We start from the raw sequence: 23,472 nt of genomic DNA on the forward strand, positions 1-23,472 counted from the left end.
CGGTGCTCTGCCTGGGACGCCACCGCCGCGCTGTCGTCGCCCTGGGCTTGCTCGTGTTGGGCCTGGTCGCCCTGCGCGTGGCGCCCCACGCGTCCTTGCGTGAGCGCGTGAGCCTGTCCACACCCCTGTACGACCGCCACGGCACGCTGCTTCGCCTCACCCTGGCCGACGACCAGCAGTACCGGCTGTGGACGCCGCTGGAGCGCATCGCGCCTGAAGTCATCGAAGCGACCTTGCTCTACGAAGACCGTTCCTTCTGGCTGCACCCGGGCGTGAACCCGGCGGCGCTCGTTCGCAGCGCGTGGCAGATGGCCAGAGGCGGCCGTCGGCAGGGCGGCTCGACGCTGACCATGCAGCTGGCGCGCCGGCTGCATGGCCTGGACAGCAGCTCCGCCACGGGCAAGCTCCAGCAGATCGCGGCGGCGATCTGGCTCGAGATGCGATACGGCAAGCGCGAGCTGCTCGAGGCCTACCTCAACACGGCGCCCTACGGCAGCAACATCGAAGGGGTCGGGGCGGCCAGCCTCGTCTACTTCCACCATGACGCCGCGCGCATCAGCCTGCCCGAAGCCCTCGCGCTGGCCGTCATCCCGCAGAACCCGGCGCAGCGCGTTGCCTCGCGCACGGCAATGGCCGCGACGGGGCCGACCACGATGGCCACGGCGGCCCCATCCATCGCGGGGGGCAACGCAGCGCTCGAAGCAGCACGGGGCCGGCTGTGGGCGGTCTGGGCGGCTGCGCACCCCGACGCCACGGGCGCCGGTGCGCCGTTGCCGCGAATGCCGGCGCTCAGCCGAGGACAACTGCCATTCGCCGCACCGCACCTGACCGACATGCTCATCGGGCAGGCCGCGCAAGGCACGGCCACGGACACCCTCGTGCGCGAGCCCGACGGCGCCATCCACACCACGCTCGACCTGCCCATGCAGCGCACCCTGGAGCGGGTGATGGCCGAGTACCTGAAGACCCGCGCCAACGTGGGCCTGCGCAACGCCAGCGCGCTGCTGCTGGATGCCTCCACGATGGAAGTGCGCGCCGTGGTCGGATCGGCCGACTACCGCAATGCCGACATAGCGGGCCAGGTCAACGGCACGCTCGGCAAGCGCTCGCCGGGGTCCACGCTCAAGCCCTTCATCTACGCGCTGGCGCTGGACCAGGGCCTGCTGCATCCGCGCACGCTGCTGAAGGACGCCCCGACCTCCTTCGGCCCCTTCACGCCCGAGAACTTCGATGGACAGTTCATCGGCCCGGTCCCGGCGCAGGATGCGCTCACCCGCAGCCGCAACGTGCCTGCGGTCGCCCTCGCGGCACGGCTGTCGCAGCCCAACCTCTACCAGTTCCTGCAGCTCAACCAGGTGAGCCGCCTCGCGAGCGAGGCGCATTACGGGCTGGCCCTGGTGCTCGGAGGAGGAGAGGTGACGCCCGAAGAACTGGCGCGCCTGTACGCGGTGCTGGCCAACGGTGGCGTCAGCCGGCCGCTGGCCTATACGCGTGCGCAGGCCAAAGCATCGCGTGAGGCGCCAGCCGCATCACCGCGCCTGATCAGCCCCGAAGCCGCCTTCATCACGCTGGACATGCTGCAGCAGACGCCGCGTCCGGACACCGGGGCACCGGCCCGGCCCGCCATCGCCTGGAAGACCGGCACCTCCTGGGCGTTCCGGGATGCCTGGACCGCGGGGGTGTTCGGGCGCCACGTCCTGGTGGTCTGGGTGGGGGACTTCGAAGGCGCCGGCAATCCGGCCTACATCGGGCTCGATGCCGCGGCGCCGCTGTTCCTGCGCATGGTCGATGCCTTGCGCGCGCAGCGGCTGGACCCGGGTGAGCTGCCTCCGTCTCGCCTGCCCGACCTGCGGCGGGTGGAGGTCTGCGCCAGCACCGGTGCCTTGCCGGACGCGCAGTGCCCGGCCCGCACCAGCACCTGGTTCATCGCCGGCAAGTCGCCCATCCAGACCCAGTCGTCTCAGCGGGCCGTCTGGGTGGATTCGCGCAGCGGCAAGGCCCTGTGCGGCCCTCAGGCCGCGAGCGCGCCGCACGCCCGGCAGGTGATCGTCGAGTCCTGGGGCAGCGACATGCAACGCCTGTTCAAGCAGGCAGGGCTGCCACGCCGGCAGGTGGCCGGGGCCTGCATGGATCAACCGCCGCCACCTGAAGTGGCGACTGGGGCGGCGATGGCGGCCGCTGCGCCTGGCGCCGAAGCTCCCAGCATCAGCTCGCCCTTGCGAGCCGTGCGCTACCTGCTGGACCCGCGCAAGCCCCAGCCGCTGCAGCTTCGCGCGGACGCCGCGATGGGCATGAAGACGCTTTACTGGTTCGCCGACGACAGCCTGCTGGGCCATTCGGCTCCGGGCGAATCCCTGCCCTGGCTGCCGCCGCGCGCCGGGGACTACCTGCTGCGGGTCGTGGACGAGCACGGCCGCGTCGACATCCGGCCGATCCGGGTGGAACTGCAGTGACCGGCGGCTGCTGCCCGGATCCCCAAGCCGGGACTTGACCCTGGCCCGGGTGCAGCGCCATGCTGCCGGCCGGATGTGCGTGCCACTCAGGAGCACCCCCCGGCCCACGACAGACCTCGTCCGCCCCGACGGGTTGAGTCAAGTGGCGGAGTCCCATTGACGCAGGAGGCCCCATGGCCAACGACAAGCTGCAGCTGGACGACAAGCTCCTTCAGGCCGCCCTGGGCTTCGTGCAGAACCCGGCCGATCCCTTGCCGGCTGTCCTGAAAGCCGTGGCGCCGGAGGGGCCGTGGGACAAGCTCGCACTGCGCATAGGCGCACTGCCTGGCCAGCCCGGCGCGGCGGAGATCGAGCTGCCCCTGCTCGACGAGGCGGCGATGGTCGATCGCGTGTCGTCCGCGGCCTCGGCGTGGCAATGGAGCGCCGGCGTCCAGGCCCGGGCTGCGGTGGCCATCGACCTGCTGGCGCCGGAAGAGGCCGCCGCGCTGCCGGCGGCGCCGGATGGCGGCCACAGCGTGCTCGCCTATTCGATCCACGCCTCCTTGGGTGGCCAGCTGCAAGGCAGCGTGCCGATCTCGGCCTGGGGCCAGGTCGGGGTGGGTGCGTCCGGCCGGCGGGACGTGGAGCTGCGCTGGTACGTTCAGGCCCCCGACGACCAGCGCGTGGTGCAGGCGCTGGCGGATGCCGCGCGGCGCTGGGCGCTGCCCTTCGATCTCCAGGCCCTGCTGCGCCTGGCGGGCGACACCGATTGGCGGGGCATGGAGCTGGCGCTGGACGGCCAGGCGCAGATCGAATGGAGTGCCGCCGCCGGCCGCTCGGTGGCCGGCTGGACGGTCGGCCTGGATGGCTCGAAGGCGGCCATCGGCCTGTCGGTAGGCGTGCAGGCCGGTGGCAGTTTCAGCCGCGACAGCCACTTCCGCCTCAGCGCCCTGCGGGAGCGGGATCCGACCCGTCCGGCCGACGGTGCCTTCGGCCTGCGGATCAAGCTGCACGACGAGAAGCTGTCGACGCGCAGCGCGAACTTCCGCCTGAGCGCAACGGCCGATTTCTCGGCAGTCACTGCCAGCGCCGAGCGCGCTTTGCGGGCCGCCTGGCCGGCGCTCGACAGCCCGTTGCTGGATCAGCTGGTGCAGCCCGGGACGGCGATCGCAGGCCAGATCCAGAAGCTGATCGACAGCCACCTGGACGGCGACCTCGCCGGCCTCGTCAGCACGTTGGTGGGCGGCACGCCGCCCGCCGGTCTGCGCGAGCAACTCGTCGGCAAGCTCACGTCCCCGCTGGTCGACGTGCTGGATCGCGCACTCGGCGACATCGCCGCGGGCCGAGCCCGGGTTGACCGGCTGGTGGCCGACTGGCTCGCGCGGCTGCTGGGGCCGTCCGCCTCGCTGACCACCGTGGATGACCGGATCACCGCCGCGGTGAACCAGGCCCTGGCGCAAGCCACCGAAGGGCTGAGCGGCGGCATCCAGAAGCTCGAGACAGCGATCACGGAGGCTGTGGGCAAGCCGATAGATGCGCTGCTGGACCGCCTCGGGGAATTCGGTCTCCAGCTCCAGAAGAGCCTGCAGGCGCTGGACGGCAACCCGGTGTCGGCCGCGATAGCCGATGCGCTGGACAAGTACTCCACGGCGCGAGACCGCTTGCTGGCCGCGCTCGGCGATGCGCAGAAGGCCAAGATCGACGCCGCCCTGGCGATCGAGCAACTGAGCCGGCATGGGTCCGAGGCCGTGGTGGAGCTGTGGTTGCGGGGCGGCGAGATGACCCCCGAGGCCGAGCGCCTGTACCACGCGATCTGCGCCGGGCGCCTGCGGGCCCTTCCAGAGCTGCTGGCCGCCGGCCGCACGGCCGGCGTCGTCCAGGACGCCAAGGGCTGGCTGCTGGCCAGTGCCGAGCGCACCCGGACCGAACGCGTCACGCTGAGCTTCTTCGGCCTGGCGTTCGAGAGCCGCACCAGCCTGCTGAGCGGCCTGAGCCTCAAGGCGGACCTGATCACCGGCAATCTCCTCGTGGCCACCGCCTCGGCCTCGGTCGAGACGGCGATCAGCAACCCCTGGAAGAACCGCTCGGCCCGGCTGGGCGTGGCGATCGCGTTCGAGCGAGACGAAGCCGGCCAGGGTCTGGTCGCGACCTCCCTCGACGGCGCCTTCACGGCACAGCACGAGAAGAGCAGCCGCCCGGTGGTGCAGGCCTTGCTGGACAACTACTGCGAAACCGTCGGCGCCCACCGCATCGATGCCGCGGCTCTGCTGGGGGCGCCGCCGGACAGCGACAAGGTCGCCTCTGCGCGGTTCTGGCGCGCCCTGACGCTCGCCGTCCCCATCGCCTTGAGCGCGGCCGAATGGCGGCTGTTCGCCGGCCTGGATCCGGCGCTGGTGCGCCAGACGGCGCTGCAGGCGACCCTGGATGCGGCGGACAGGCGCTACCGGCACGACAGCATCATCTCGTCCACCGCCCGAGGCGACCTGGCCCAGCTGGCGGCCGAGGTGCTCGACCGAAGGAAGCCCACCGACGCCGACATCGGCGACTACCTCGCCCTCTACCCGCACGCCTACATCAACGCCTTCAGCGCACCCGATGTGGCGCCGCGGGTCGGGCTGCAGATCGCCCAGGTCCTGGGCCCGCTCAGCCGTCCGACACGGCGCTTTCTCGCCTTCCAGCGCATCGCGGCGGTGGCGCGGGCGCCTTCGCTCCTGCGCGAGCTGGCCGCCGAGGCCGGGCGACTGCTGGCCGCACCGGATGCCGGCCGCGACCCGGTCGCCCTGCGCCGTCAACTCGAGCCCCTGCTGCTGAAGATGCAGCAGGCCCTGTCACCGGTCGCCGTGGTCAGCGAGACCTGGCTGGCCAAGGGCCTGGCCGGCGCCGACGACGAACCCATCGCCTGGCCCTTCACCTGCTTCCTGCTCACCATGGCCCGCCTCGTCGGCCGCCCCATCCCCCCCGCCTTCGTCCCGATCGCCCAGGTCGCCGACGGCCCCCCGCAACCCCTTCTACCCACCAGCTGACTGGCCTCCCCCTCTGCCTCTCCCCCAGGCGCTCCGCAGGAGCCGCCTCCTCCCAGGGCGTGCGCGGATCCGGCTCTGCCGGTCCGCTGCGCGAGCTCCCCTGGGGGGCAGCCCCCGGGAGGGGGCGTGGGGGCCCTAGTTCACTCCAGCCGTGTCCTGCATCCGCGCGCTGACCTCGCCCAGGTGGTGCAGCGTGTCGCCGAACTGCATCTCGATCATCGTCAGCCGCTTGAAGTAGTGGCTGGCGATGTATTCGTCGGTGACGCCGATGCCGCCGTGCAGCTGGATGCACTGCTGGCCGACGAAGCGGGCGGCGTTGCCGATCTGGACCTTGGCCTGGGCGATGGCCTGGCGGCGGCGAGGGGCCGGATCCTGCAGGCGCAGGGTGGCGTAGTAGCTCATGGAGCGGGCCAGCTCGAGCTGCATCTTCACGTCGGCGATGCGGTGGCGCAGGGCCTGGAAGCTCGCCAGCGTCTGGCCGAACTGCTTGCGCGTGTTCATGTAGTCGACCGTGATCGCGAGCAGCTTCTCCATTGCGCCGACGGCCTCGGCGCACACGGCTGCGATGCCGACGTCCACTCCGGCTTGCAGCGTGGCCAGACCGTCCTCGGTGACCAGCGTGGCCGGTGCGTCGGACAGCGTCAGCTCGGCAGCGCGGGCGCCGTCCTGGGTGGCGTAGCCGCGCAGCGTCACGCCAGCCCCTGCGCGCTCGACCAGGAACAGCGCGATGCCGGTGTCGTCGTCGTCCGCGCCGCCGACATCGGCGGGCACGATGAAGGCGTCGGCCTCGTCGCCGGCCGGCACCAGGCTCTTGACGCCGGACACGCGATACGACCCGTCGGCCTGCACTGCCGCGCGGGTGGACACCCGGTCGAGGTGGTATCGCGCCCCGCGCTCCTGGTGGGCCAGCACGACCAGCGCGGAGGCGTCGGCCATCTTCGGCAGCCACTCGGCCTGAAGTGCCTCGGGGGCGGCCTTCAGCAACGCCGGGGCCATCAGCGCGCCTTGTGCCAGCGGCGCGTTGACGAGGCCGCGGCCCAGCTCTTCCATCACCACCATCGCCTCGACGGGGCCGAAGCCCATGCCGCCGTGCTCGTCCGGCACCGCCAGCGCGGTCAGGCCGAGCCCCGCCAGCTCGCCGTAGACCTCGCGCGTGAAGCCGCCCGCCTTGGCGATCTGGTGGCGGCGCTCGAACGAGAAACCCTTGTCCACCCAGCGGGCCACGGCGTCGCGCAGCGAGACCTGGTCGTCGGAAAAGTCGAAATCCATAACGTTGCCTCTTGTCAATCTGGCTGGAGTCCCTTCCCGCCTGGAGGGAAGGGGCTGGGGAAGGGAGCGGAATGTTCAGCCCATGGCATGGCGGCTTGCCGCTATGCACCCAGCACGGTTTGAGAGACGATGTTTCGCTGCACCTCGTTGCTGCCGCCGTAGATGGTGGTCTTGCGGAAGTTGAAGAAGGTGCTGGCGAGCGGGGCACAGTGCGCCGCGCCGCCGGGCCAGGCGCCGCCCAGGGCCTGGTCGCCCTGCCAGCCGGCCTCCATCGCCTCGTGGATGTAGGGCCAGGCGAAGGGGCCGGCGGCCTGCATCATCAGCTCGGTGTAGCGCTGCTGGATCTCGCTGCCGCGGATCTTCAGCAGGCCGGCGACGTCCAGGCTGTGCTTGCCGCTGCGCTCGGCGCTGGCCACGCGCAGCACCATCATCTCCAGCGCGACGATGTCGACCTCGAGCAGCGCGATCTGGTCGCGAAAGCGCAGGTCGTCCCACACGCCCTCGGCCTTGGCGATGCGCTTCAATCGCTCCAGCTCGCGCTTGGCGCGGTTCACGTCGGCGATGTTGGTCCGCTCGTGGGCCAGCAGGTGCTTGGCGTAGGTCCAGCCCTTGTTCTCCTCGCCGACGAGGTTCTCGGCCGGCACCTCGACGTTGTCGAAGAAGACTTCGTTCACCTCGTGCTCGCCGTCGAGCATGATGATCGGCCGCACGGTGACGCCCGGGGATTTCATGTCGATCAGCAGGAAGCTGATGCCCGTCTGCGGCTTGCCTTCGGTCGAGGTGCGCACCAGGCAGAAGATCCACTCGCCGTACTGGCCGAGCGTGGTCCAGGTCTTCTGGCCGTTGACGATGTACTTGTCGCCCACGCGCTCGGCTCGGGTCTTGAGCGAGGCCAGGTCCGAGCCCGAGCCCGGCTCCGAGTAGCCCTGGCTCCACCACACCTCGCCGGAGGCGATGCCGGGCAGGAAGCGCTTGTGCTGCTCGGGAGAGCCGAAGGTCATGATGACCGGCGCCACCATCACCGGGCCGAAGGGCACGATGCGCGGCGCGCCGGCCATGGCGCACTCCTCCTCGAACAGGTGCTTCTGCACCGCGTTCCAGCCCGGGCCGCCGAACTGCCTGGGCCAGGCATAGCCCAGCCAGCCCTTGGCGCCTAGGATCTTCGCCCAGCCTTGCAGGTCGTCGCGGGTCAGCCGCAGGGAGGCAAAGACCTTGCGGCTCGTCTCGGCCGGCAGGTTGGCGCGCACCCAGTCGCGCACTTCATGGCGGAAGGACTGTTCCTCCGCGGTCAGGTTCAGATCCATGCGGACTTGTCTCCGGTTGAGGGATCAGTTCTAGCACGAGCGTGCTATTTCGCCTTGTCCCCCCGGTGACAGGCCCGGGGGCTACTCGATGCGCCGGACGCGCGCGGTGCGGTTGGACTGCTCGAACTCCAGGTAGAAGGCGCTCAACGCCCCCCGACGCACCGTCACCTTGGGATCCATCAGGTTCATCGCCGCGCTGCTGTCGTCGACCACCTGCCAGACCTGGCCGTTGGCCAGCTTGATCCGGTCGCGCGGCCCCCAGCCTTCGAAACGGCCGGGGATGTAGCTGCCGATCGAAGGCAGGGCCGCCTGGGTGGCCTGCGCGGCCTTCGCCTCGAAGCCGAAGGTGGCCGGGTCGTGCGGAATGGGGGCGGCGGGCGTCGCCGCCGACGTTGCTGCAGCACCGGTGGAAGGCAGGGGCAGGGCGTCGTAGCACGCCAGGCGCCGGGCCGGGTCGGCCATCGCGCGGCAGCCCTGCAGGCCACCACCGTCGTCGGCCGCGCTCGCACTGCGGGCCAGGGCCAGCAGGACGATGAAAACCGGCAAGGGACGCTTGTTTGCCATGTGACTCCCGGGGTTCAGGGCTTCTTGTCCAGCCGCATCATGTCGCCCTCTCGCCGCATGTTGAAGCGCGAGAGGTAGTTGTTGCCCAGCAGGATGTACGGCATCTCGGCCTGCACGACGCCGGCACTGAGGTTGTAGACCTCGACGTCGCCGATGCGCACCGAGTTGAGATTGACTTCGTACATCCCCACCGCCCCGCCGGCCGTGCTGGCCATGCCGCGGCGGCCGCCCTCGTACTTCAGGCCGAGGCGTTGAGCGTCGCCCAGACCCATGGCGATGGTGGTGGCGCCGGTGTCGACCATGAAGGCCGCGCTCTTGCCGTTGATGGTGCCGTTGGCGAAGAAGTGGCCACCGGTGCCCATGGGCAGCACGATGGTGCCACCGCCACCGCCGTCGTTGCCCCGCCCGGCCAGGCTGACCGGCGAGGCCCCCAGGCGCACGCTGAAAGGCTTTCCACCGATCAGCACGACCGCTTCGTCCGCGGCCAGCGAGCGCAAGGTGACGCCCTTGACCGTGGCGCCCACCGCCACCGTCTGCATCTGCCCATCGATCACGAGCAGCGCCTTGTTGGCGCCCAGCGTGCCAGACAGCTGGACGTTCTGCGCGCGGACGGGCAGGGCAGCCCAGGGCAGTGCCGTGACGCCGGCGAGGGTGGCAACGGCGCGGCGGCGGCTGGGCTGCATGGAGGGGTCTCGGTCAGTCGCGGAAGTTGTTGAACGAAAGCGGGACGTCCGTCACGTCCTTGCGCAGCAGGGCCATCGCGGCCTGCAGGTCGTCCTTCTTGGCGCCGGTGATGCGCACCGTGTCGCCCTGGATGGCGGCCTGGACCTTGAGCTTGCTCTGCTTGACGAGCTGCTGGATCTTCTTGGCCGTTTCGCTGTCGATGCCCGCCTTCACCGGGACGACCAGCTTGAGCTTGTCGCCGCCCAGCTTCTCGGGCTTGGCGGTGAGGTCGAGGAAGCGCACGTCCACATTGCGCTTGCTGAGCTTGGCCAGCAGCACGTCCTTGACCTGGCTCAGCTGGAAATCGCTGTCGGCGAACAGGGTCAAGGTCTTGTCCTTGCCCTTGTCGGCCAGCTCGATGCGGGCGTCGGAGCCCTTGAAATCGAAGCGGGTGCCTATCTCCTTGTTGGCCTGTTCGGTGGCGTTGCGCAGCTCCACCAGGTTGGGTTCGAGGACGGTATCGAAGGTCGGCATGGTGTGGTCGTCGGGCGCTGGCGAGAGGATCGATCAAAATTCTAGCCATGCAGGACCCTTCCGAGGCCATTGCCGTCGAACTCGACGCCCCCTTGCGCCAGCACAACACCTTCGGCTTGCCCGCCACCGCCAGGCAGCTGGTGCGGATCACCCACGAGGCGGACGTGCGCCGCGTGCTCGCGCACCCTCGCCTGGGCCGGGCGCCCAAGTTCGTGCTCGGCGGCGGCAGCAACGTCATCCTGACCCGCGACATGCCGGAGGTCGTGCTCAAGGTCGAGGTCGGCGGCGTGCGCCTGCTGGCCGAGCGCGACGACGCCTTCATCATCGAGGCCGGCGGCGGCGAGCGCTGGCACGACGTCGTCGCCTGGACGCTGGCCCACGGCTTTCACGGCCTCGAGAACATGGCGCTCATTCCCGGCACGGTGGGCGCCGCGCCGGTGCAGAACATCGGCGCGTACGGGCTGGAGCTCGCGGATCGCTTCGAATCGCTGGACACGGTCGACCTGGTCACCGGCCGCACCGTGACGCTCAACAAGGCCCAGTGCAAGTTCGGCTACCGGGACAGCCTGTTCAAGACGGCGCTCGCCGGCAAGAGCCTCATCACCCGCGTGCGCCTTCGGCTGCCCCGGCCGTGGATCCCCGTGCTCGGCTACCTGGACCTGGAGCGAAAGATGGCCGACACCGGCAACACGCATCCGGATGCACGCACCATCTTCGACTGGGTCTGCGCCATCCGGCGCGCCAAGCTGCCCGATCCGGCCGAGATCGGCAACGTGGGCAGCTTCTTCAAGAACCCGATGGTCAGCGCCGAGCAGTGCCGAGACATCATCACCCGCGATCCGCACGTCGTGCACTACCCCATGGCCGATGGCCAGTTCAAGCTGGCCGCCGGCTGGCTGATCGACGCCTGCGGCTGGAAGGGCAAGGCCATAGGCCACGCCGGCGTCTACGAAAAGCAGGCGCTGGTGCTGGTCAACAAGGGCGGGGCGATCGGCTCGGAGGTCGTCACGCTGGCGCGGGCCATCCAGGAGAGCGTCTACGGCCGCTTCGGCATCCGGCTGGAGCCGGAGCCGGTGATCGTCTGAGAGACTTTGACTCTCAGACGATCACCGGCAGCCTTCGGTCCGAGCCGTGCTCGGACCGAAGGCTCCGGTGGGAATGTTCGACTCCCCGAGCCCCCTCCAGGAAGGGATTGACGAGAGGCGCTGCCAACCTATCCCAGGAGTTCCAGCCGGCGGCAAAGGGTCTGGGTCTGGGTCCAGGCGCGGCTCAAGGCGGTGGAAGCGGCTTGCGCATCCGTGCTCGACCAGGGGCCTTCGTGGTGTTCGATGGCCTCGGCCTGGCTCGCCAGCAGGGCGCAGGCCAGGAGTTGCGCGGCGCCCTTGAAGCGGTGGGCGAGTTCCGGCAGGTTGGGCCCGTCCACGCGGGCCAGGCCCGCCTGCAACTGGGCAAAGGCCTGGCTGCTGTCGGCGAAGAAGTCGGCGAACAAGGGGCGCACGCCGGCCAGCTTGAGCAGGCCGCACAGGTCGCTCAGGCCCCGCAGGTCCAGGGGCTCCACGGGCCCGGCACGATCCGCCACCACCGGCGCAGTGGCGGGGGGATCGACGCGCTCGGCCAGGCGGCGCGTAGACAACCTTGGCGGTGCCCCCGCAGGTGCCGGACCCGGGCGACCGAACAGGTCCAGCAGCACGGCGTCCAGCGCGGGCGTCTGGAAAGGCTTGGTGAGATGGCCGTCGGCGCCGGCCTCGTGCATCCGCTCGCGCGTGGCGTCGAAGGCATCGGCCGTGACCGCGATGATCTTCACCGCGCCCAGCGGCGGCGGCTTGGCGCGCAATGCGCGCGTGGCGCTGAGGCCGTCGACCCCCGGCATGTGCACATCCATCAGGACGAGATCCGGTGCCCGGCGCTCCGCCTCGGCCAGCGCGGCGGCACCGTTGTCCGCGAAACGGACGCGATGGCCGGCACGCTCCAGCAGGGTGCCGAGGTACTGTCTGTTGACCGCGTGGTCCTCGGCAATCAGCACGTCCAGCGGGCGCGGCAGGTGCCGGTCGTCCGCAGGGGCGGCGACCGGTGTCTCTCGCAGCAGGTCATCGGGCAGCACCTCCAGCGGCACTTCCAGGCTGAAGGTGCTGCCCGCGCCAGGGCGGCTCTCGACCTGGATGTCGCCGCCCATCAGGCGCGCCAGGCCGCGGGAGATTTCCAGCCCCAGGCCGCTGCCCCCGTGGGCGCGGGTCACGCTCGCGTCGACCTGGACGAAGCGCTCGAACAGCAGCTTGCGGGTCGTCTCGTCGATGCCGATTCCGGTGTCGCGCACGCGAAGCGCGAGCCAGGCGCTGCCCGGCAGGGCATCGTCCTGCCTTTCGGTGGGTGAACAGGGTTCGACGACCAGGGCGACGTGACCGGTGTCGGTGAACTTGATGGCGTTGGACAGCAGGTTGAAAAGCACCTGCTTGATCCGCGTCGCGTCGGCCCGCACGATGCGCGGCGTGCCGGGCGCGACCCGCCACGTCAGCGACAACTGCCTCGCCTCGGCCGCCGGGGCCATGACCGTGTGGACGGCCTGCACCAGCGCCGGCAGGTCGACAGGGGCGACGTGCAGGGCCAGCCGGCCGCCCTCGAGCCGGGACACGTCGAGGATGTCGTTCAGCAGTGCCAGCAGGTGCTCGGTGGATTCGCGCGCGGTGCGCAGGGTGCGGCGCTGGGCCGCGTCGAGCGGGCTGTCGTCCAGCAGGCCCAGCATCCCCAGCACGCCGTTGAAGGGCGTTCGCAGCTCGTGGCTCATGTTCGCCAGGAAGACGCTCTTGCTCTGGTTGGCCACCTCGGCCGATGCACGGGCGGCATCCAGCCGGCCGGCGAGCTCGGCCAGCTCGGCCTGGCGGCGCGATGCGGCCCTCAGCTGCTGGACCAGCAACAGCGCGAAGCCCAGCGTCACCACGCTCTGCAGCAGGATCAGCGCGAAGCTGGTGTGCTGGTGTTCCCGCAGCGCGCGGTCGCGCTGGGCGCCGCGCCGGACGGTGAACTGGCTGGCCAGCAAGGCCAGCTCGTGGACCGGCACGACGAGTTCGTCGGCCTCGTTGCGCAGGGCGGCCAGCGCCTGCGGCGTGAGGGGCGCGAGGGCCTCGTCCGACAGCAGCGGGTCGGCGTGGCGGACGAACTGGTTGAGCATGTGCAGCGTCTGCAGGTGCTGCGGAGTACCGGGCAATTCGGCGTGCACCCGCTGGGGGTCGACCAGGGCGATGCGGCTGACGAAGATCTCGTAGCGCTCGCGCACCCGCGCCAGGGCCTGCGGCGGCACGAGCGGCGTGGTGGCCGGCAGCGCCTGCAGTGCATCCTGCAGCGCGTGGAACTCGGTCTCGAGCTGGAAGAAGCTCCAGGTGATGTTGTTGTCGGCGAGCAGCTCGGCCTGGTTGATCAAGCCGTCCAGCCGGGCCTGCAGCCAGATCGTGGCGGCGAAGACCAGCACCAGCACCGCGCCGACGAAGGCCAGCAGCTGTCTCCCGGCGAGGTCCCGCCAGCGCGACGGTGCGGTCTCGCCGGTCGTCACGGCTGGACGATCAGGCTGCGCAGCTGCCAGGCGGAACGGGCGTAGTAGCGCTCGGAGCGCAGGCGCGCGTCGCTGTCGAACGGGTAGACGACGAACAGCGGCCCCTTGTCGCGCACGCGCATGGGCTCGCCGCCGTGCAGGCGCGCGACGATCACGTCGAACTGCTGCGCGTCCTCGACCGGGATCTCGCAGCGGTAGTCGTTCAGGGCCACGGCCACCAGCGTGCGGCCGCTGGCGCCCGCTTCGGCGAGGACGTCGCGCAGCAGGGGGCCGGTGAAGGTCTGCTCGCCCTGGTGCCACGGCGTGTGGGTGACGACCTGGCGTTGAGGCAGGGCAGCCAGCATGTCCATGTCGAAATCGGCCCGCCCCGCGCCATTGGTGCGGGCCACCTGGCCGGTGATGGACAGCACCACCGCGTGGCGGGGGGCGGCCAGGGGCCTCGCGGCTGCGGCGATCGCGTTGCCCGACCAGCTCGCCAGTCCGGCCAGGCCTGCCAGGAAGGAGCGGCGCGTCGGCGGGGCAGCGGTCATGGCAAGGGCAGGCAAAGATGCGAATTTTAGGCGGGCCGCCCCGTGCTGCGCAGGGCCCTTGTCACGCAAGCGACAGGCGGCCCTCGGGTGGGCCCGGTGGCGTGCGGGCCGGCGCCGGGCTATACCGGCGCATCAGCCGACCACCCCTCGCCGCCATGATCCCTGCCCATCGCCCGCACCTGAAGCACTGGCCGCGTCGCCTGCCGCTGGAGCTGACCGTGCCCGAGACTTCATTGTGGTTCAACCTCGAGGTGTCGGCTGCCCGCTATCCGCACAAGCCTGTGACGTGGTTCCTCGGCCGCGCCATGACCTATGCCGAGCTGAAGGCCCAGGCCGAGGCCCTGGCCGGCTGGCTGCAGGCGCGGGGCGTGGGGCGGGGGGACCGCGTCGCGCTGTTCCTGCAGAACTGCCCGCAGTTCCTGATCGCCTTCTACGCCGTGATGCGGGCCGATGCGGTGGTCGTGCCGGTCAACCCCATGAACCGCGCCGAAGAGTTCGGGCACTACATCACCGACCCGGAGACGAAGGTGGTGATCTGCGCGGCCGACCTGGCCGGCATCGTCGCCGAGGCTGACGGCCGATTGCCGCCGCGCGAGCGCCTGAAGGCAATGCTGGTGACCCGCTATGCCGACATGCTGCCCGAAGCTTTCGCGCCCGAGCTGACGCCCCAGCCGGCGATCGAGCAGTGGCTGCGGGCCGACCCGCCACTGCCGCCGGGAGCCATCCGCTGGGCCGAGGCGCTGGGCGCCGGCCTGGAGCCCGCCGGCCCGCCCCAGGCCCGGCCGGACGACCTGGCGTTGCTGCCTTACACCTCGGGCACCACCGGTTTGCCCAAGGGCTGCGTCCACACCCACCGCACGCTCTTGCCCAACGCGGTCGGCGGAGCGCTGTGGGGCTACGCCAGTTCCGAATCGATCAGCCTGGCGGTGGTGCCGATGTTCCACATCACCGGGATGATGTATGGGGTGATCGGCTCGGTGATGTGCGGCCTGACGATGGTGCTGCTGCCGCGCTGGGACCGAGAGCTGGCCGGGCGGCTGATCTCGCACTACAGGGTCACGCACTGGACCTGCATCCCGACCATGATCATCGACCTGTTCGCGAGCCCGAACTACCGCCAGTTCGACCTCTCGAGCCTGGTCTACCTCTCCGGTGGCGGTGCCGCCATGCCTCAGGCCGTGGCCCAGCGACTGCTCGATGAATTCGGCCTCGCCTTCGCCGAGGGCTACGGCCTGACCGAGACGGCCGCGCCCAGCCACGCCAACCCGCCCGAGCGCGCGAAGCTGCAGTGCCTGGGCATGCCCATCTTCGGCGTCGATTCGATCGTCGTGGATCCCGAGACCCTCCAGGAGCTGCCGCCCGGCGAAGTGGGCGAGATCATCACCAGCGGTCCCATGGTGTTCCAGGGCTACTGGAAGCATCCCGAGGCCACCGAGGCGGCCTTCGTCGAAAAGGACGGCAGGCGCTACTTCCGCACCGGCGACCTGGGCCGCATGGACGAGGACGGCTACTTCTTCCTCACCGATCGCCTCAAGAGGATGATCAATGCGAGCGGCTACAAGGTCTGGCCCTCGGAGGTCGAGCTGCTGCTTTACGGCCACCCGGCCGTGGCCGAGGCCTGCGTCATCGCGGCCAGGGACGATTACCGCGGCGAGACGGTCAAGGCCGTGGTGGTGCTGCGCGCCGAAGCGAAGGGCCGGGTCAGCGAAGACGACGTGATCGCCTGGGCCCGCGAACACATGGCCGCCTACAAGGTGCCGCGCATCGTGCAGTTCGCCGACACGCTGCCCAAGTCCGGCTCCGGCAAGGTGATGTGGCGCTTGCTGCAGGAGGCGGAGAACAAGGCCTGATCCCCGCGGGCGAAACCTACAATTCGTCCCATCGAAGTCGGCCCACGCTGGCAGGGCCGCGGGATTCGGGGGGGAGAGAACATGGACTCGAGATTTCTGCGCGCGGCAGGGCGCGCGGTGGGCGCGCTCGTCGCGATGACCGTGGTGGGCGCCGGCCTGGCGGCTTGCGACGGGCCGATGCATCGGCCGCCGCCGATGGAATTGACAGTCACCTCGACCGACACGACGCAGGCCGTTCGCGGCGAGCAGGCGCACTTCTTGATCACGGTCATCAATCCCACTTCGCATGAGGTGAGGGATGTGGAATTCCTGCAGTCCGGCGACTGGGAAAACACGGAATACCGCGCAGCGACTTGCAGCGCCCAGGGCGGGGCCACCTGCCCCGACCTGGGACCGACAACGTGGACCACGCCATCGATGCCTGCGGGCAGCTCCCTCACGTTCGACGTGGCAGTCACCGTGAAATTCACCTCCGCGCCGGTCTTCGAGAACGTCTTCGGCGTCTACTCGGTCCACCGCTTTGGGGGAGTGAGCGCGACGGGCCATGGCACCGTCGTGGCCGATGCGCGCAGCGGCGATTACCGCATGTACTCGAGCGAGGGCACCCTCACGGCGGCGACCCTGGACTTCATGGCCGGCACCTTCGCGGCAGACGGCGTCCAGCAGACGTTCACCGGCATCGGCCTGCCGAACCTGTCGGGTGGCGGTGTCTTCGACGCACCGCCCGATCTGCTGATGGGCAGCTTCGACGCGGGTTCCGGTACGAAGCCCTTCGTGGCCGCACGCCGTTTCGTCGAGACCGTGGCCGCGCTCGACGGTCGCGGCTTCAGCGTCTTCAGCCGCGAGCTCGTTTCGGGCCAGTGGCAGACCAGCGTGCACTCGGCCTCGGTCGCGGCAGGGGTGCTGACGATCTGCGCCGACGCCGTTCCCTATGCTGCCGCCTCGTGTCCGGCGGCTTCACAACACCATCATTGGTTGTCCGTGGCCGGAGGCGTCTTCACCGCCGTGGACCTGGAGCACGGCGAAACCCTGACCTTCCAGGTGGCCATGTCCCAGTCGGCGCTCATCTTCCTGCGCGCCGGCTCGGACGCCGGGTTCACCGGCCTGCAGGTCGGCGTCCTCGTCAATGACGGCCCGACGGACAACGGGGCCTTCGGTGTCGGATCCGACGGCAGCTGGGGCTGGCTAAACCTGCTGGACGGCGAGTATTCCGTGGACTGGACGACCCCAGGCGGCGGCTCGTGGAGTGACAGCGCGACCCTCGCGCCGGTCACTGGCGCCGATCGCGGCCTGAGGCAAGGCCAGCGGTCCAGCGACGGTGCGATGCTGCTGCTGAGCGTCAACGCGCCCCTGGGCGTGGTGGTCGGCGCGCCGGGAAGCGTCGCCAGCGGCGAGATGCAGCTGTTCGAGCCCAGCATCGACTACTACGCGCAGCTTCGCTAGAACAGCGACTGCCCCGTCAACGTGGTGAAGCGCTCCAGCGCGTGGCTGCCGGCCAGCGAGTTGCCCGAGGGCTCGAGCTCGGGCGACCAGACGCAGACGCCGAGCCGGCCGGGGATGTGGCCGACGATGCCGCCGCCCACGCCGCTCTTGCAGGGGATGCCGACGCGGTAGGCGAAGTCGCCCGCCGCGTCGTAGGTGCCACAGGTCAGCATCAGGGCCGACAGGCGCTTGGCCGAGCTCTCGTCGACGATGCGCTCGCCGCTCCACGGGTTCACGCCGCCGTTGGCGAGGAAGGCCACCGCCCGGGCCAGGTCCACCGAATCCATGCGGATGGCGCAATGGCGGCAGTAGGCGTCCATCACGTCCTCGACCGGATTGGCGAGATTGCCGAAGCTGCGCATGAAGTGCGCCATCGCCCGGTTGCGAAAGCCGCTGGCCAGCTCGCTGCGGGCGACGCGGTCGTCGTACTGCAGCGTCGCGTTGCCCGACAGCCTCCGCACGAACTCCACCAGGGCTGTCTCCGGATTGACGAAGCGCGAGCAGAGCACGTCGGTGACCACGAGGGCGCCGGCGTTGATGAAAGGGTTGCGCGGCTTGCCCTGCTCGGTCTCCAGCTGCACCAGCGAGTTGAAGGCCGTGCCCGAGGGCTCGCGCCCGACGCGCTCCCACAGCGCATCGCCCACGCACTGGAAGGCCAGGGTGAGGGAGAACAGCTTGGACACCGACTGGATCGAGAAGGCGCTGCGCGCCTCGCCGCACGAATGCACCGTGCCATCCAGCGTCACCACCGCCATGCCGAACTGGTCGCCACGCACCTTGGCCAGCTCGGGGATGTAGCTGGCCACCTGGCCCTGGCCGAGCAAGGGGCGGACTTCGACGTGGATCTGGTCGAGGATGGCCTGGTAGTCCACGCGCTCTTGCAAGCCTAACGTCCGAGTTGCTGCCACAGGTACGCGAACTCCAGCGCCTGCCGGTCGGCGCGCTGGGCGTTGTCCGCGGCGGCGCCATGGCCGCCCTCGATGTTCTCGTAGTACAGCACCGGGTGGCCCTGCTCCATCAGCCGGGCGGTCATCTTGCGGGCGTGGGCCGGGTGGACCCGGTCGTCACGGGTGCTGGTGATGATCAGCGGCTTGGGGTACTTCACGCCCGCCTTGAGGTTCTGGTAGGGGCTGTACTGGGAGATCCAGGCCCATTCCTCGGGCAGGTCAGGGTTGCCGTACTCGGCCATCCAGCTCGCGCCGGCGAGCAGCTGGTTGAAGCGGCGCATGTCGAGCAGCGGCACCTGGCAGACCACGGCATTGAACAGGTCGGGTCGCTGCACCATCACCGCGCCCACCAGCAGGCCCCCGTTGCTGCCGCCCTCGATGCCGAGGTGGCGCGGGTCGGTCACCTTGGTAGCGACCAGGTCCTCGGCCACGGCGATGAAATCGTCGTAGCTCTTCTGCTTGTTCTGCTTGATCGCGGCCTGGTGCCAGGCCGGGCCGAACTCGCCGCCGCCGCGGATGTTGGCGACCACCGCCACGCCGCCCTTGGTGTACCAGCCGGTGCCCCAGGCGCCCGAGTAGAACGGGTTCATGGGCACCTCGAATCCGCCGTAGCCGTACAGCAGCGTCGGGTTGCTGCCGTCGGCCTTCGCGCCCTTGGGCCAGACGATGAAGTAGGGCACCCTGGTGCCGTCCTTCGACGTGGCGAAGCGCTGTTCCACGCGCATGCCGGTGGAGTCGAAGAAGGCCGGCCTGGACTTGAGCTTCTCGAGCGTGTCTGTCGCGGTGCTGCCCAGCGACAAGGTGTCGGGCGTGAGGAAGTCGGTGTAGCTCGCGAAGAAGTACTCCCCCATCGGGTCGTCGGCCATCTGGGGGTCGTGCAGGCCGGTGAGGTGCAAGGTGCCGGGGTAAGGCGCGGCGATGTCCTTCTTGCTCCAGCGGCCGTCCGCGCCGCGATGCCAGGCCTCGGCCCGGCCGGCGACGTTGTCCAGCACGTTCAGCAGCACCTGGCTGCGGGTGAAGGAGTAGCCGGACAGCGAGCGGGTGGGGGTCGGCGTGAAGAGAGCGGTGAGCTTGCGCTCGCCCTTCAGGTAGGCCGCGGCGTCCGCGACGAGCAGCGAGCCGCCGGGCCAGGTCTGGCCGCCGACGGTCCAGTCCTTGCGCAGCTCGAGCAGCACGTGCTCGCGCCAGAAGCCGAGTTGCGCGTCCAGCGGCTTGTCGATGGCGACCGCGCGATCGCCTTGCCAGAGCGCCACCTCGCTGGTGAAGAAGTCCGGCGAGCGGCCGAAGACGACGCGCTCGAAGCCGGGCGTGTGGTCCACGCTGGCGAAGGCGGAGACGTCGGCCTGCCTGGCCTCGTAGACGGTGACCGCCTCGGCCAGCGGCGTGCCTCGCTTCCAGCGCTTGATGACGCGCGGGTAGCCGGAGTCGGTGAGCGAGCCGGGGCCGAAATCGGTGCCGACGAAGACGGTGTTCTCGTCCAGCCAGTCCATCTCGCTCTTGGCTTCGGGCAGGTTGTAGCCGCCGGTCACGAAGGCGCGGGTGGCCAGGTCGAACTCACGCACCACGGTGGCGTCCGCGCCGCCGCGCGACAGCGAGATCAGGCAGCGGGTGGACTTGCCGCCCAGGCAGTTGGCGCTGGCCCAGACCCAGTTCTCCTTCTCGGTCTTGGCCAGGGCGTCCAGATCCAGCAGGATGTCCCAGGCCGGCTCGGCCTTGCGGTACTCGGCCAGCGTGGCGCGGCGCCACAGCCCACGCGGATGCTCCTCGTCGCGCCAGAAGTTGTAGAGCCAGTCGCCCCGGCGCGTGGCCGTCGGGATGCTCTGCTTGGAGTCCAGGATCTCCTTGAACTTCTTCCGGTTCGCTTCGAAGTCGGGATGAGCCTCCAGCACCGGGCGGGAGGCTGCGTTGCGCTCGCGCACCCACGTCAGGGCCCTTTCGCCCGTCACGTCCTCGAGCCAGAGGTAGGGATCGGCCGGGGCCGCGGTGGTGGCCGAAGGGGCGGCGTTGGCGGGGGCGGGAGTCTGGGCCATGGCGGGCAGGCTCGCGGCGCCGATCAGCGCGGCCACGAGCGAAGTGGTGAACAGGTGCGGGGTGGGCATGGTCGTACTGCGGGGCTGGGGTCGCGGTGGCGACGGAACGCCAGCCCCGGGGTACGGCGCCGGCGCGGAGCATCATAGGCGAGCCCCGGCCGGCGAATACCCGGCGAATCCTCAGCGCCGGACCTGGAGTTGCTTCAGGTAGCGCGGCTCCAGGGCCACCGAGTCGCGTCCGTTGCCGACCCAGAGGTGCCCCTCCTGCACGGTCACCTGCAGCTGCATGCTGCGCTCCGCCAGTGCCGCGAGGGCCTGGCTCTGGTCCGGGTCGACCTGCCATACCTCGAGGTTGGCCAGGCGGACCACCTTGTTCTCGATGCCGGCCCACCAGATCGGCGTCGAGCTGGCATAGGCCCACAGGCGTACCCGCTCGGCGCGGCCGCAGGCCTTGGCCAGGCGCCGTTCGTCCGGCTGGCCCACTTCGATCCACTGGACCAGCGCGCCGGTGAGGTCCTTCTGCCACAGGTCGGGCTCGTCGGGGTCCGACAGGCCGGCGGCGAACTCCAGCGCGCCGCGGTCGGTGTCGGGCGGCACGGACAGCGCGAAGGCCAGCAGCCGCATCATCATGCGCTCGTCGGTCTCTGAGGGGTGGCGGGCCAGCGTCAGCGAATGGTCCGCGTAGAGCGCGCGGTCCATGTCGGCGATCTGAAGCTGGGCCTTGAAGACGGTGGATTTCAGGGCCATGGCAAGAACATGCCCGCCGAGGATGGCGGGGGCCGGATGGTACCAACCCGCTCAGGCGAGCTTCAGGCGCACGACGGGCCGCTGCGGCTTGCGCCGCGCGACCTCCTCGAAGCCGGCGCGGTCGTACATCGACTTGGCGCCGAACCACATGGTGTCGTCGCCGGCGCGCCCGGGCTTGTCCATCGGGTAGGCCTCGAGCAGCTTCACGCCCTGCCGCCGGGCCCACGCCACCGCGGCGGCCAGCAGCTCGGTGGCCACCCCCTGGCCACGGTGCTCGGAAGGCACCACGAAGCAGATCACCGACCACACCGGCTGGTCATCGACCGGTTTCATCACCGGCGAGCGGGCCAGCTTGGCGTAATCCTGTCTCGGGCCCAGCGAAACCCAGCCGATGGGTGTGCGCCCGCGGTAGCCGATCAGGCCGATCGGCTTGCCGGCGTCCACGAGTGCCTTCATCGCTTCGCGCCGGGCCTGACGCAGCGTACGGCCCGGCGCCCGCTCCGGCGCGGTGCCACTCTCGCGGTAGTACATGCACCAGCAGTTGCGGGCCACTGAGCAGCCCCGGGCCTGGAAGATGGCCTCCAGGTCGGCGAAGCGCTCCGGCGTCAGCGGCCGGGCGACCAGCCGGGGCGCGGACGCGCTCAAGTCTTCTCGGCCAGCGCCTTGAGGTTGGCCAGGCCGGCGTCGAAGTCCTTGCCGACCATGCTGTCCATCGCCAGGCCGAACCAGCGGCCTATGGGGTTCTGGCCCATGTCGCCGTCCATGGTCCAGGTGACGCGGGTGGCGGCGCCCTCGGGCACGAAGCGCAGCGTGCCGGTGGACGTGCTGTCCATGTCGGGGAAGTACAGGTCGTAGGCGACCTGCCGGCCCGGCTCGGCGGAGGTGAGGGTCATCTTGCCGTCGCCTTCGCTCGCGCTCTTCCAGGCCCAGCCGGAGCCCGCGCCGGCCGCGGCGCCGAAATACTCGATCTGCATCGCGGGGTCGCGCCGGTTCCAGACCGTCCACTCCTTCCAGCGGCGTGGCTCGGCCACCAGCGCGTAAGGCTTGTCGGGCGGGGCGTTCACGACGACGCTGCGTTCGATGTGGAACTTCGGCGAAATGAGCAGGCCGCCGCCGAAGACGATGACGGCCAGCGCCACCACGACGATGCCGAGAATCTTCAGGTACTTCACGCGCGGCCTCCTTCGGCTCTCGAACGGCCGTTCAGTCCTTCACCGCAGCAGACAGTGCCCGGTTGACGCGCAGTGCCAACAGCGTGCATGCCGCCCCGGACAGCAGGTACAGGCTCACGGCGCCGAGGCCGAAGCGGGCCGACAGCCCCAGCGCCACCAGCGGCGCAAAGGCCGCGCCCACCAGCCAGGCCAGGTCCGCCGTCAGGGCTGCGCCGGTGTAACGCAGGTGCGGCAGGAAGTTGGAGGTCACCGAGCCGGCCGCCTGGCCATAGGACAGGCCCAGCAGCACGAAGCCGATGAGGATGAAGGCATCCTCGCCACCGACACCGCCGCCGAGCAGCCACGGTGCGATGAGGCTGAACGCACCGATCAGCACCGCCACGCCGCCGAGCGTGCTGCGGCGGCCGAAACGGTCGGCCAGCAGGCCGGACACCGGCATCGCCAGCGCCGCCAGCACTGCGCCGAACAGCTCGACCGACATGAACTGCCCGACCGATTGCTCTGAGTACAGCATGATCCAAGACAGGGGGAAAACGGTGACGAGGTGGAACAGCGCGTAGCTGGCCATCGCCGCGAAGCCGCCGATGACGATGTTGTGGCCTTGCTGCGAGACGAGTTCCCGCACGCTGCACGGATCCAGCTCATGCAGCTCGAGCTGGCGCTCGTACTCGTGCGTCACCACCAGGCGCAGGCGGGCGAACAGGGCGACCACGTTGATCGCGAAGGCGGCGAAGAAGGGATAGCGCCAGCCCCAGGTGAGGAAGTCCTCCGCTGGCAGGTTGCCCCACAGGTAGGAGAACAGGCTGCAGGCGACGATGAAGCCCAGCGGCGCTCCCAGCTGGCCCAGCATCGCGTACCAGCCGCGGCGCCGCTCCGGCGCGTTCAGCGCCAGCAGCGAGGGCAGGCCATCCCACGAGCCACCGAGTGCCAGGCCCTGTCCCACGCGGCACAGCGCCAGCAGGACGATGGCCAGCGTCCCGGCTTTCTCGAAGCCCGGCAGCAGCGCCATGCTCACGGTGGAACTGCCCAGCAGGAACAGCGCCACGGTCAGCTTGGTGCTGCGGCCGAAGGCCCGCTGGATCTTCATGCCGACCATCGTGCCCAGCGGCCGGACCACGAAGGCCAGGGCGAAGAGGGCGAAGGCGTAGAGCAGCCCTTCGAGCTTGCTTGCGAACGGAAAGAAGACCGAGGGGAAGACCAGCACCGAGGCGATGCCGAAGACGAAGAAGTCGAAGTACTCGGAGGCACGTCCGATCACCACGCCGACGGCGATATCGCCGGGCGCGACGCTGGCGGCGTCGTTCGGGTCGGAGGCGGGGGCGGGTTCGTGGATGGAGGTGGGGTGCAGGGGCAAGGCGGGTGTGGCAGAAGTCATGTCTTG

18 protein-coding genes are annotated in these 23,472 nt (G+C 70.2%); 5 read left to right on the plus strand and 13 right to left on the minus strand.

Annotated features, from left to right (window positions below; translation table 11 throughout):
• Positions 1-2: 2 nt before the first annotated feature.
• Positions 3-2,453 (plus strand): penicillin-binding protein 1C, encoded by a 2,451-nt coding sequence (gene pbpC / locus ACS5PM_RS28880; protein WP_439391413.1) that lies wholly within the window; start codon positions 3-5, stop codon positions 2,451-2,453.
• Positions 2,454-2,626: 173 nt separating this feature from the next.
• Entirely contained in the window at positions 2,627-5,455 is a 2,829-nt protein-coding gene (locus tag ACS5PM_RS28885; protein WP_439391414.1) for a hypothetical protein, read from the plus strand.
• Between the two features lie 135 nt (positions 5,456-5,590).
• On the opposite strand, the gene ACS5PM_RS28890 is transcribed toward ACS5PM_RS28885, so the two are convergent.
• From ACS5PM_RS28890 to ACS5PM_RS28910, 5 genes are all read right to left on the minus strand, one after another.
• Entirely contained in the window at positions 5,591-6,724 is a 1,134-nt protein-coding gene (locus tag ACS5PM_RS28890) for an acyl-CoA dehydrogenase family protein (RefSeq protein ID WP_439391415.1), read from the minus strand.
• A gap of 101 nt (positions 6,725-6,825) precedes the next feature.
• Positions 6,826-8,028, minus strand: coding sequence for an acyl-CoA dehydrogenase family protein (locus ACS5PM_RS28895; RefSeq protein ID WP_439391416.1), 1,203 nt, complete (start codon positions 8,026-8,028; stop codon positions 6,826-6,828).
• Between the two features lie 81 nt (positions 8,029-8,109).
• On the minus strand, positions 8,110-8,592 hold the full coding sequence (locus ACS5PM_RS28900; protein ID WP_439391417.1) for a hypothetical protein: 483 nt from the start codon (positions 8,590-8,592) through the stop codon (positions 8,110-8,112).
• Between the two features lie 14 nt (positions 8,593-8,606).
• Positions 8,607-9,275 carry a retropepsin-like aspartic protease family protein gene (locus ACS5PM_RS28905; protein ID WP_439391418.1) on the minus strand — a complete coding sequence of 223 codons (669 nt, stop codon included), beginning with the start codon at positions 9,273-9,275 and terminating at the stop codon, positions 8,607-8,609.
• 13 nt (positions 9,276-9,288) lie between these two features.
• The gene (locus tag ACS5PM_RS28910) at positions 9,289-9,789 is read right to left on the minus strand and encodes a YajQ family cyclic di-GMP-binding protein (RefSeq protein ID WP_439391419.1); all 501 of its coding nucleotides are present in this window, start codon (positions 9,787-9,789) and stop codon (positions 9,289-9,291) included.
• 68 nt (positions 9,790-9,857) lie between these two features.
• On the opposite strand from ACS5PM_RS28910, the gene murB reads away from it, so the two are divergent.
• Positions 9,858-10,874, plus strand: a complete 1,017-nt coding sequence (gene murB, locus ACS5PM_RS28915; RefSeq protein ID WP_439391601.1) for a UDP-N-acetylmuramate dehydrogenase — start codon at positions 9,858-9,860, stop codon at positions 10,872-10,874.
• A gap of 128 nt (positions 10,875-11,002) precedes the next feature.
• Here the strand turns inward: murB and ACS5PM_RS28920 are convergent, their stop codons facing one another.
• Together ACS5PM_RS28920 and ACS5PM_RS28925 are read right to left on the minus strand one after the other, a co-directional pair.
• The gene (locus tag ACS5PM_RS28920; protein WP_439391420.1) at positions 11,003-13,333 is read right to left on the minus strand and encodes an ATP-binding protein; all 2,331 of its coding nucleotides are present in this window, start codon (positions 13,331-13,333) and stop codon (positions 11,003-11,005) included.
• Positions 13,330-13,863, minus strand: a complete 534-nt coding sequence (locus ACS5PM_RS28925) for a putative pterin-binding protein (protein ID WP_439391421.1) — start codon at positions 13,861-13,863, stop codon at positions 13,330-13,332. The genes ACS5PM_RS28920 and ACS5PM_RS28925 overlap by 4 nt, the downstream gene beginning before the upstream one ends.
• Before the next feature lie 155 nt (positions 13,864-14,018).
• Between ACS5PM_RS28925 and ACS5PM_RS28930 the strand changes: the two genes are divergently transcribed.
• Together ACS5PM_RS28930 and ACS5PM_RS28935 are read left to right on the plus strand one after the other, a co-directional pair.
• The gene (locus tag ACS5PM_RS28930) at positions 14,019-15,713 is read left to right on the plus strand and encodes a long-chain fatty acid--CoA ligase (RefSeq protein ID WP_439391422.1); all 1,695 of its coding nucleotides are present in this window, start codon (positions 14,019-14,021) and stop codon (positions 15,711-15,713) included.
• A gap of 81 nt (positions 15,714-15,794) precedes the next feature.
• Positions 15,795-17,156 (plus strand): hypothetical protein, encoded by a 1,362-nt coding sequence (locus ACS5PM_RS28935; RefSeq protein ID WP_439391424.1) that lies wholly within the window; start codon positions 15,795-15,797, stop codon positions 17,154-17,156.
• On the opposite strand, the gene ACS5PM_RS28940 is transcribed toward ACS5PM_RS28935, so the two are convergent.
• The 6 genes from ACS5PM_RS28940 to ACS5PM_RS28965 form a co-directional block, all read right to left on the minus strand.
• Positions 17,153-18,067, minus strand: coding sequence for a glutaminase (locus ACS5PM_RS28940; RefSeq protein WP_439391602.1), 915 nt, complete (start codon positions 18,065-18,067; stop codon positions 17,153-17,155). The two genes, ACS5PM_RS28935 and ACS5PM_RS28940, sit on opposite strands and share 4 nt — an antisense overlap.
• A gap of 14 nt (positions 18,068-18,081) precedes the next feature.
• Positions 18,082-20,172, minus strand: coding sequence for a prolyl oligopeptidase family serine peptidase (locus ACS5PM_RS28945; protein WP_439391604.1), 2,091 nt, complete (start codon positions 20,170-20,172; stop codon positions 18,082-18,084).
• Positions 20,173-20,352: 180 nt separating this feature from the next.
• Positions 20,353-20,919, minus strand: a complete 567-nt coding sequence (locus tag ACS5PM_RS28950; protein WP_439391426.1) for a YaeQ family protein — start codon at positions 20,917-20,919, stop codon at positions 20,353-20,355.
• A 51-nt stretch (positions 20,920-20,970) separates the two neighbouring features.
• Positions 20,971-21,564, minus strand: a complete 594-nt coding sequence (locus ACS5PM_RS28955; protein ID WP_439391427.1) for a GNAT family N-acetyltransferase — start codon at positions 21,562-21,564, stop codon at positions 20,971-20,973.
• Entirely contained in the window at positions 21,561-22,091 is a 531-nt protein-coding gene (locus tag ACS5PM_RS28960) for an SRPBCC family protein (RefSeq protein WP_439391428.1), read from the minus strand. The genes ACS5PM_RS28955 and ACS5PM_RS28960 overlap by 4 nt, the downstream gene beginning before the upstream one ends.
• A gap of 31 nt (positions 22,092-22,122) precedes the next feature.
• Positions 22,123-23,466 (minus strand): MFS transporter, encoded by a 1,344-nt coding sequence (locus ACS5PM_RS28965; RefSeq protein WP_439391429.1) that lies wholly within the window; start codon positions 23,464-23,466, stop codon positions 22,123-22,125.
• Positions 23,467-23,472 lie beyond the last annotated feature (6 nt).

The sequence above is a fragment of the Ideonella flava genome, assembly GCF_051857595.1.
Lineage (GTDB): Bacteria > Pseudomonadota > Gammaproteobacteria > Burkholderiales > Burkholderiaceae_C > Ideonella.

Coding starts and splice junctions, on each gene's coding strand:
- ACS5PM_RS28885 (WP_439391414.1), top strand. CDS start 2,627: ATGGCCAACGACAAGCTGCAGCTGGACGACAAGCTCCTTCAGGCCGCC.
- ACS5PM_RS28890 (WP_439391415.1), bottom strand. CDS start 6,724: ATGGATTTCGACTTTTCCGACGACCAGGTCTCGCTGCGCGACGCCGTG.
- ACS5PM_RS28895 (WP_439391416.1), bottom strand. CDS start 8,028: ATGGATCTGAACCTGACCGCGGAGGAACAGTCCTTCCGCCATGAAGTG.
- ACS5PM_RS28900 (WP_439391417.1), bottom strand. CDS start 8,592: ATGGCAAACAAGCGTCCCTTGCCGGTTTTCATCGTCCTGCTGGCCCTG.
- ACS5PM_RS28905 (WP_439391418.1), bottom strand. CDS start 9,275: ATGCAGCCCAGCCGCCGCCGCGCCGTTGCCACCCTCGCCGGCGTCACG.
- ACS5PM_RS28910 (WP_439391419.1), bottom strand. CDS start 9,789: ATGCCGACCTTCGATACCGTCCTCGAACCCAACCTGGTGGAGCTGCGC.
- ACS5PM_RS28925 (WP_439391421.1), bottom strand. CDS start 13,863: ATGACCGCTGCCCCGCCGACGCGCCGCTCCTTCCTGGCAGGCCTGGCC.
- ACS5PM_RS28930 (WP_439391422.1), top strand. CDS start 14,019: ATGATCCCTGCCCATCGCCCGCACCTGAAGCACTGGCCGCGTCGCCTG.
- ACS5PM_RS28935 (WP_439391424.1), top strand. CDS start 15,795: ATGGACTCGAGATTTCTGCGCGCGGCAGGGCGCGCGGTGGGCGCGCTC.
- ACS5PM_RS28945 (WP_439391604.1), bottom strand. CDS start 20,172: ATGGCCCAGACTCCCGCCCCCGCCAACGCCGCCCCTTCGGCCACCACC.
- ACS5PM_RS28950 (WP_439391426.1), bottom strand. CDS start 20,919: ATGGCCCTGAAATCCACCGTCTTCAAGGCCCAGCTTCAGATCGCCGAC.
- ACS5PM_RS28965 (WP_439391429.1), bottom strand. CDS start 23,466: ATGACTTCTGCCACACCCGCCTTGCCCCTGCACCCCACCTCCATCCAC.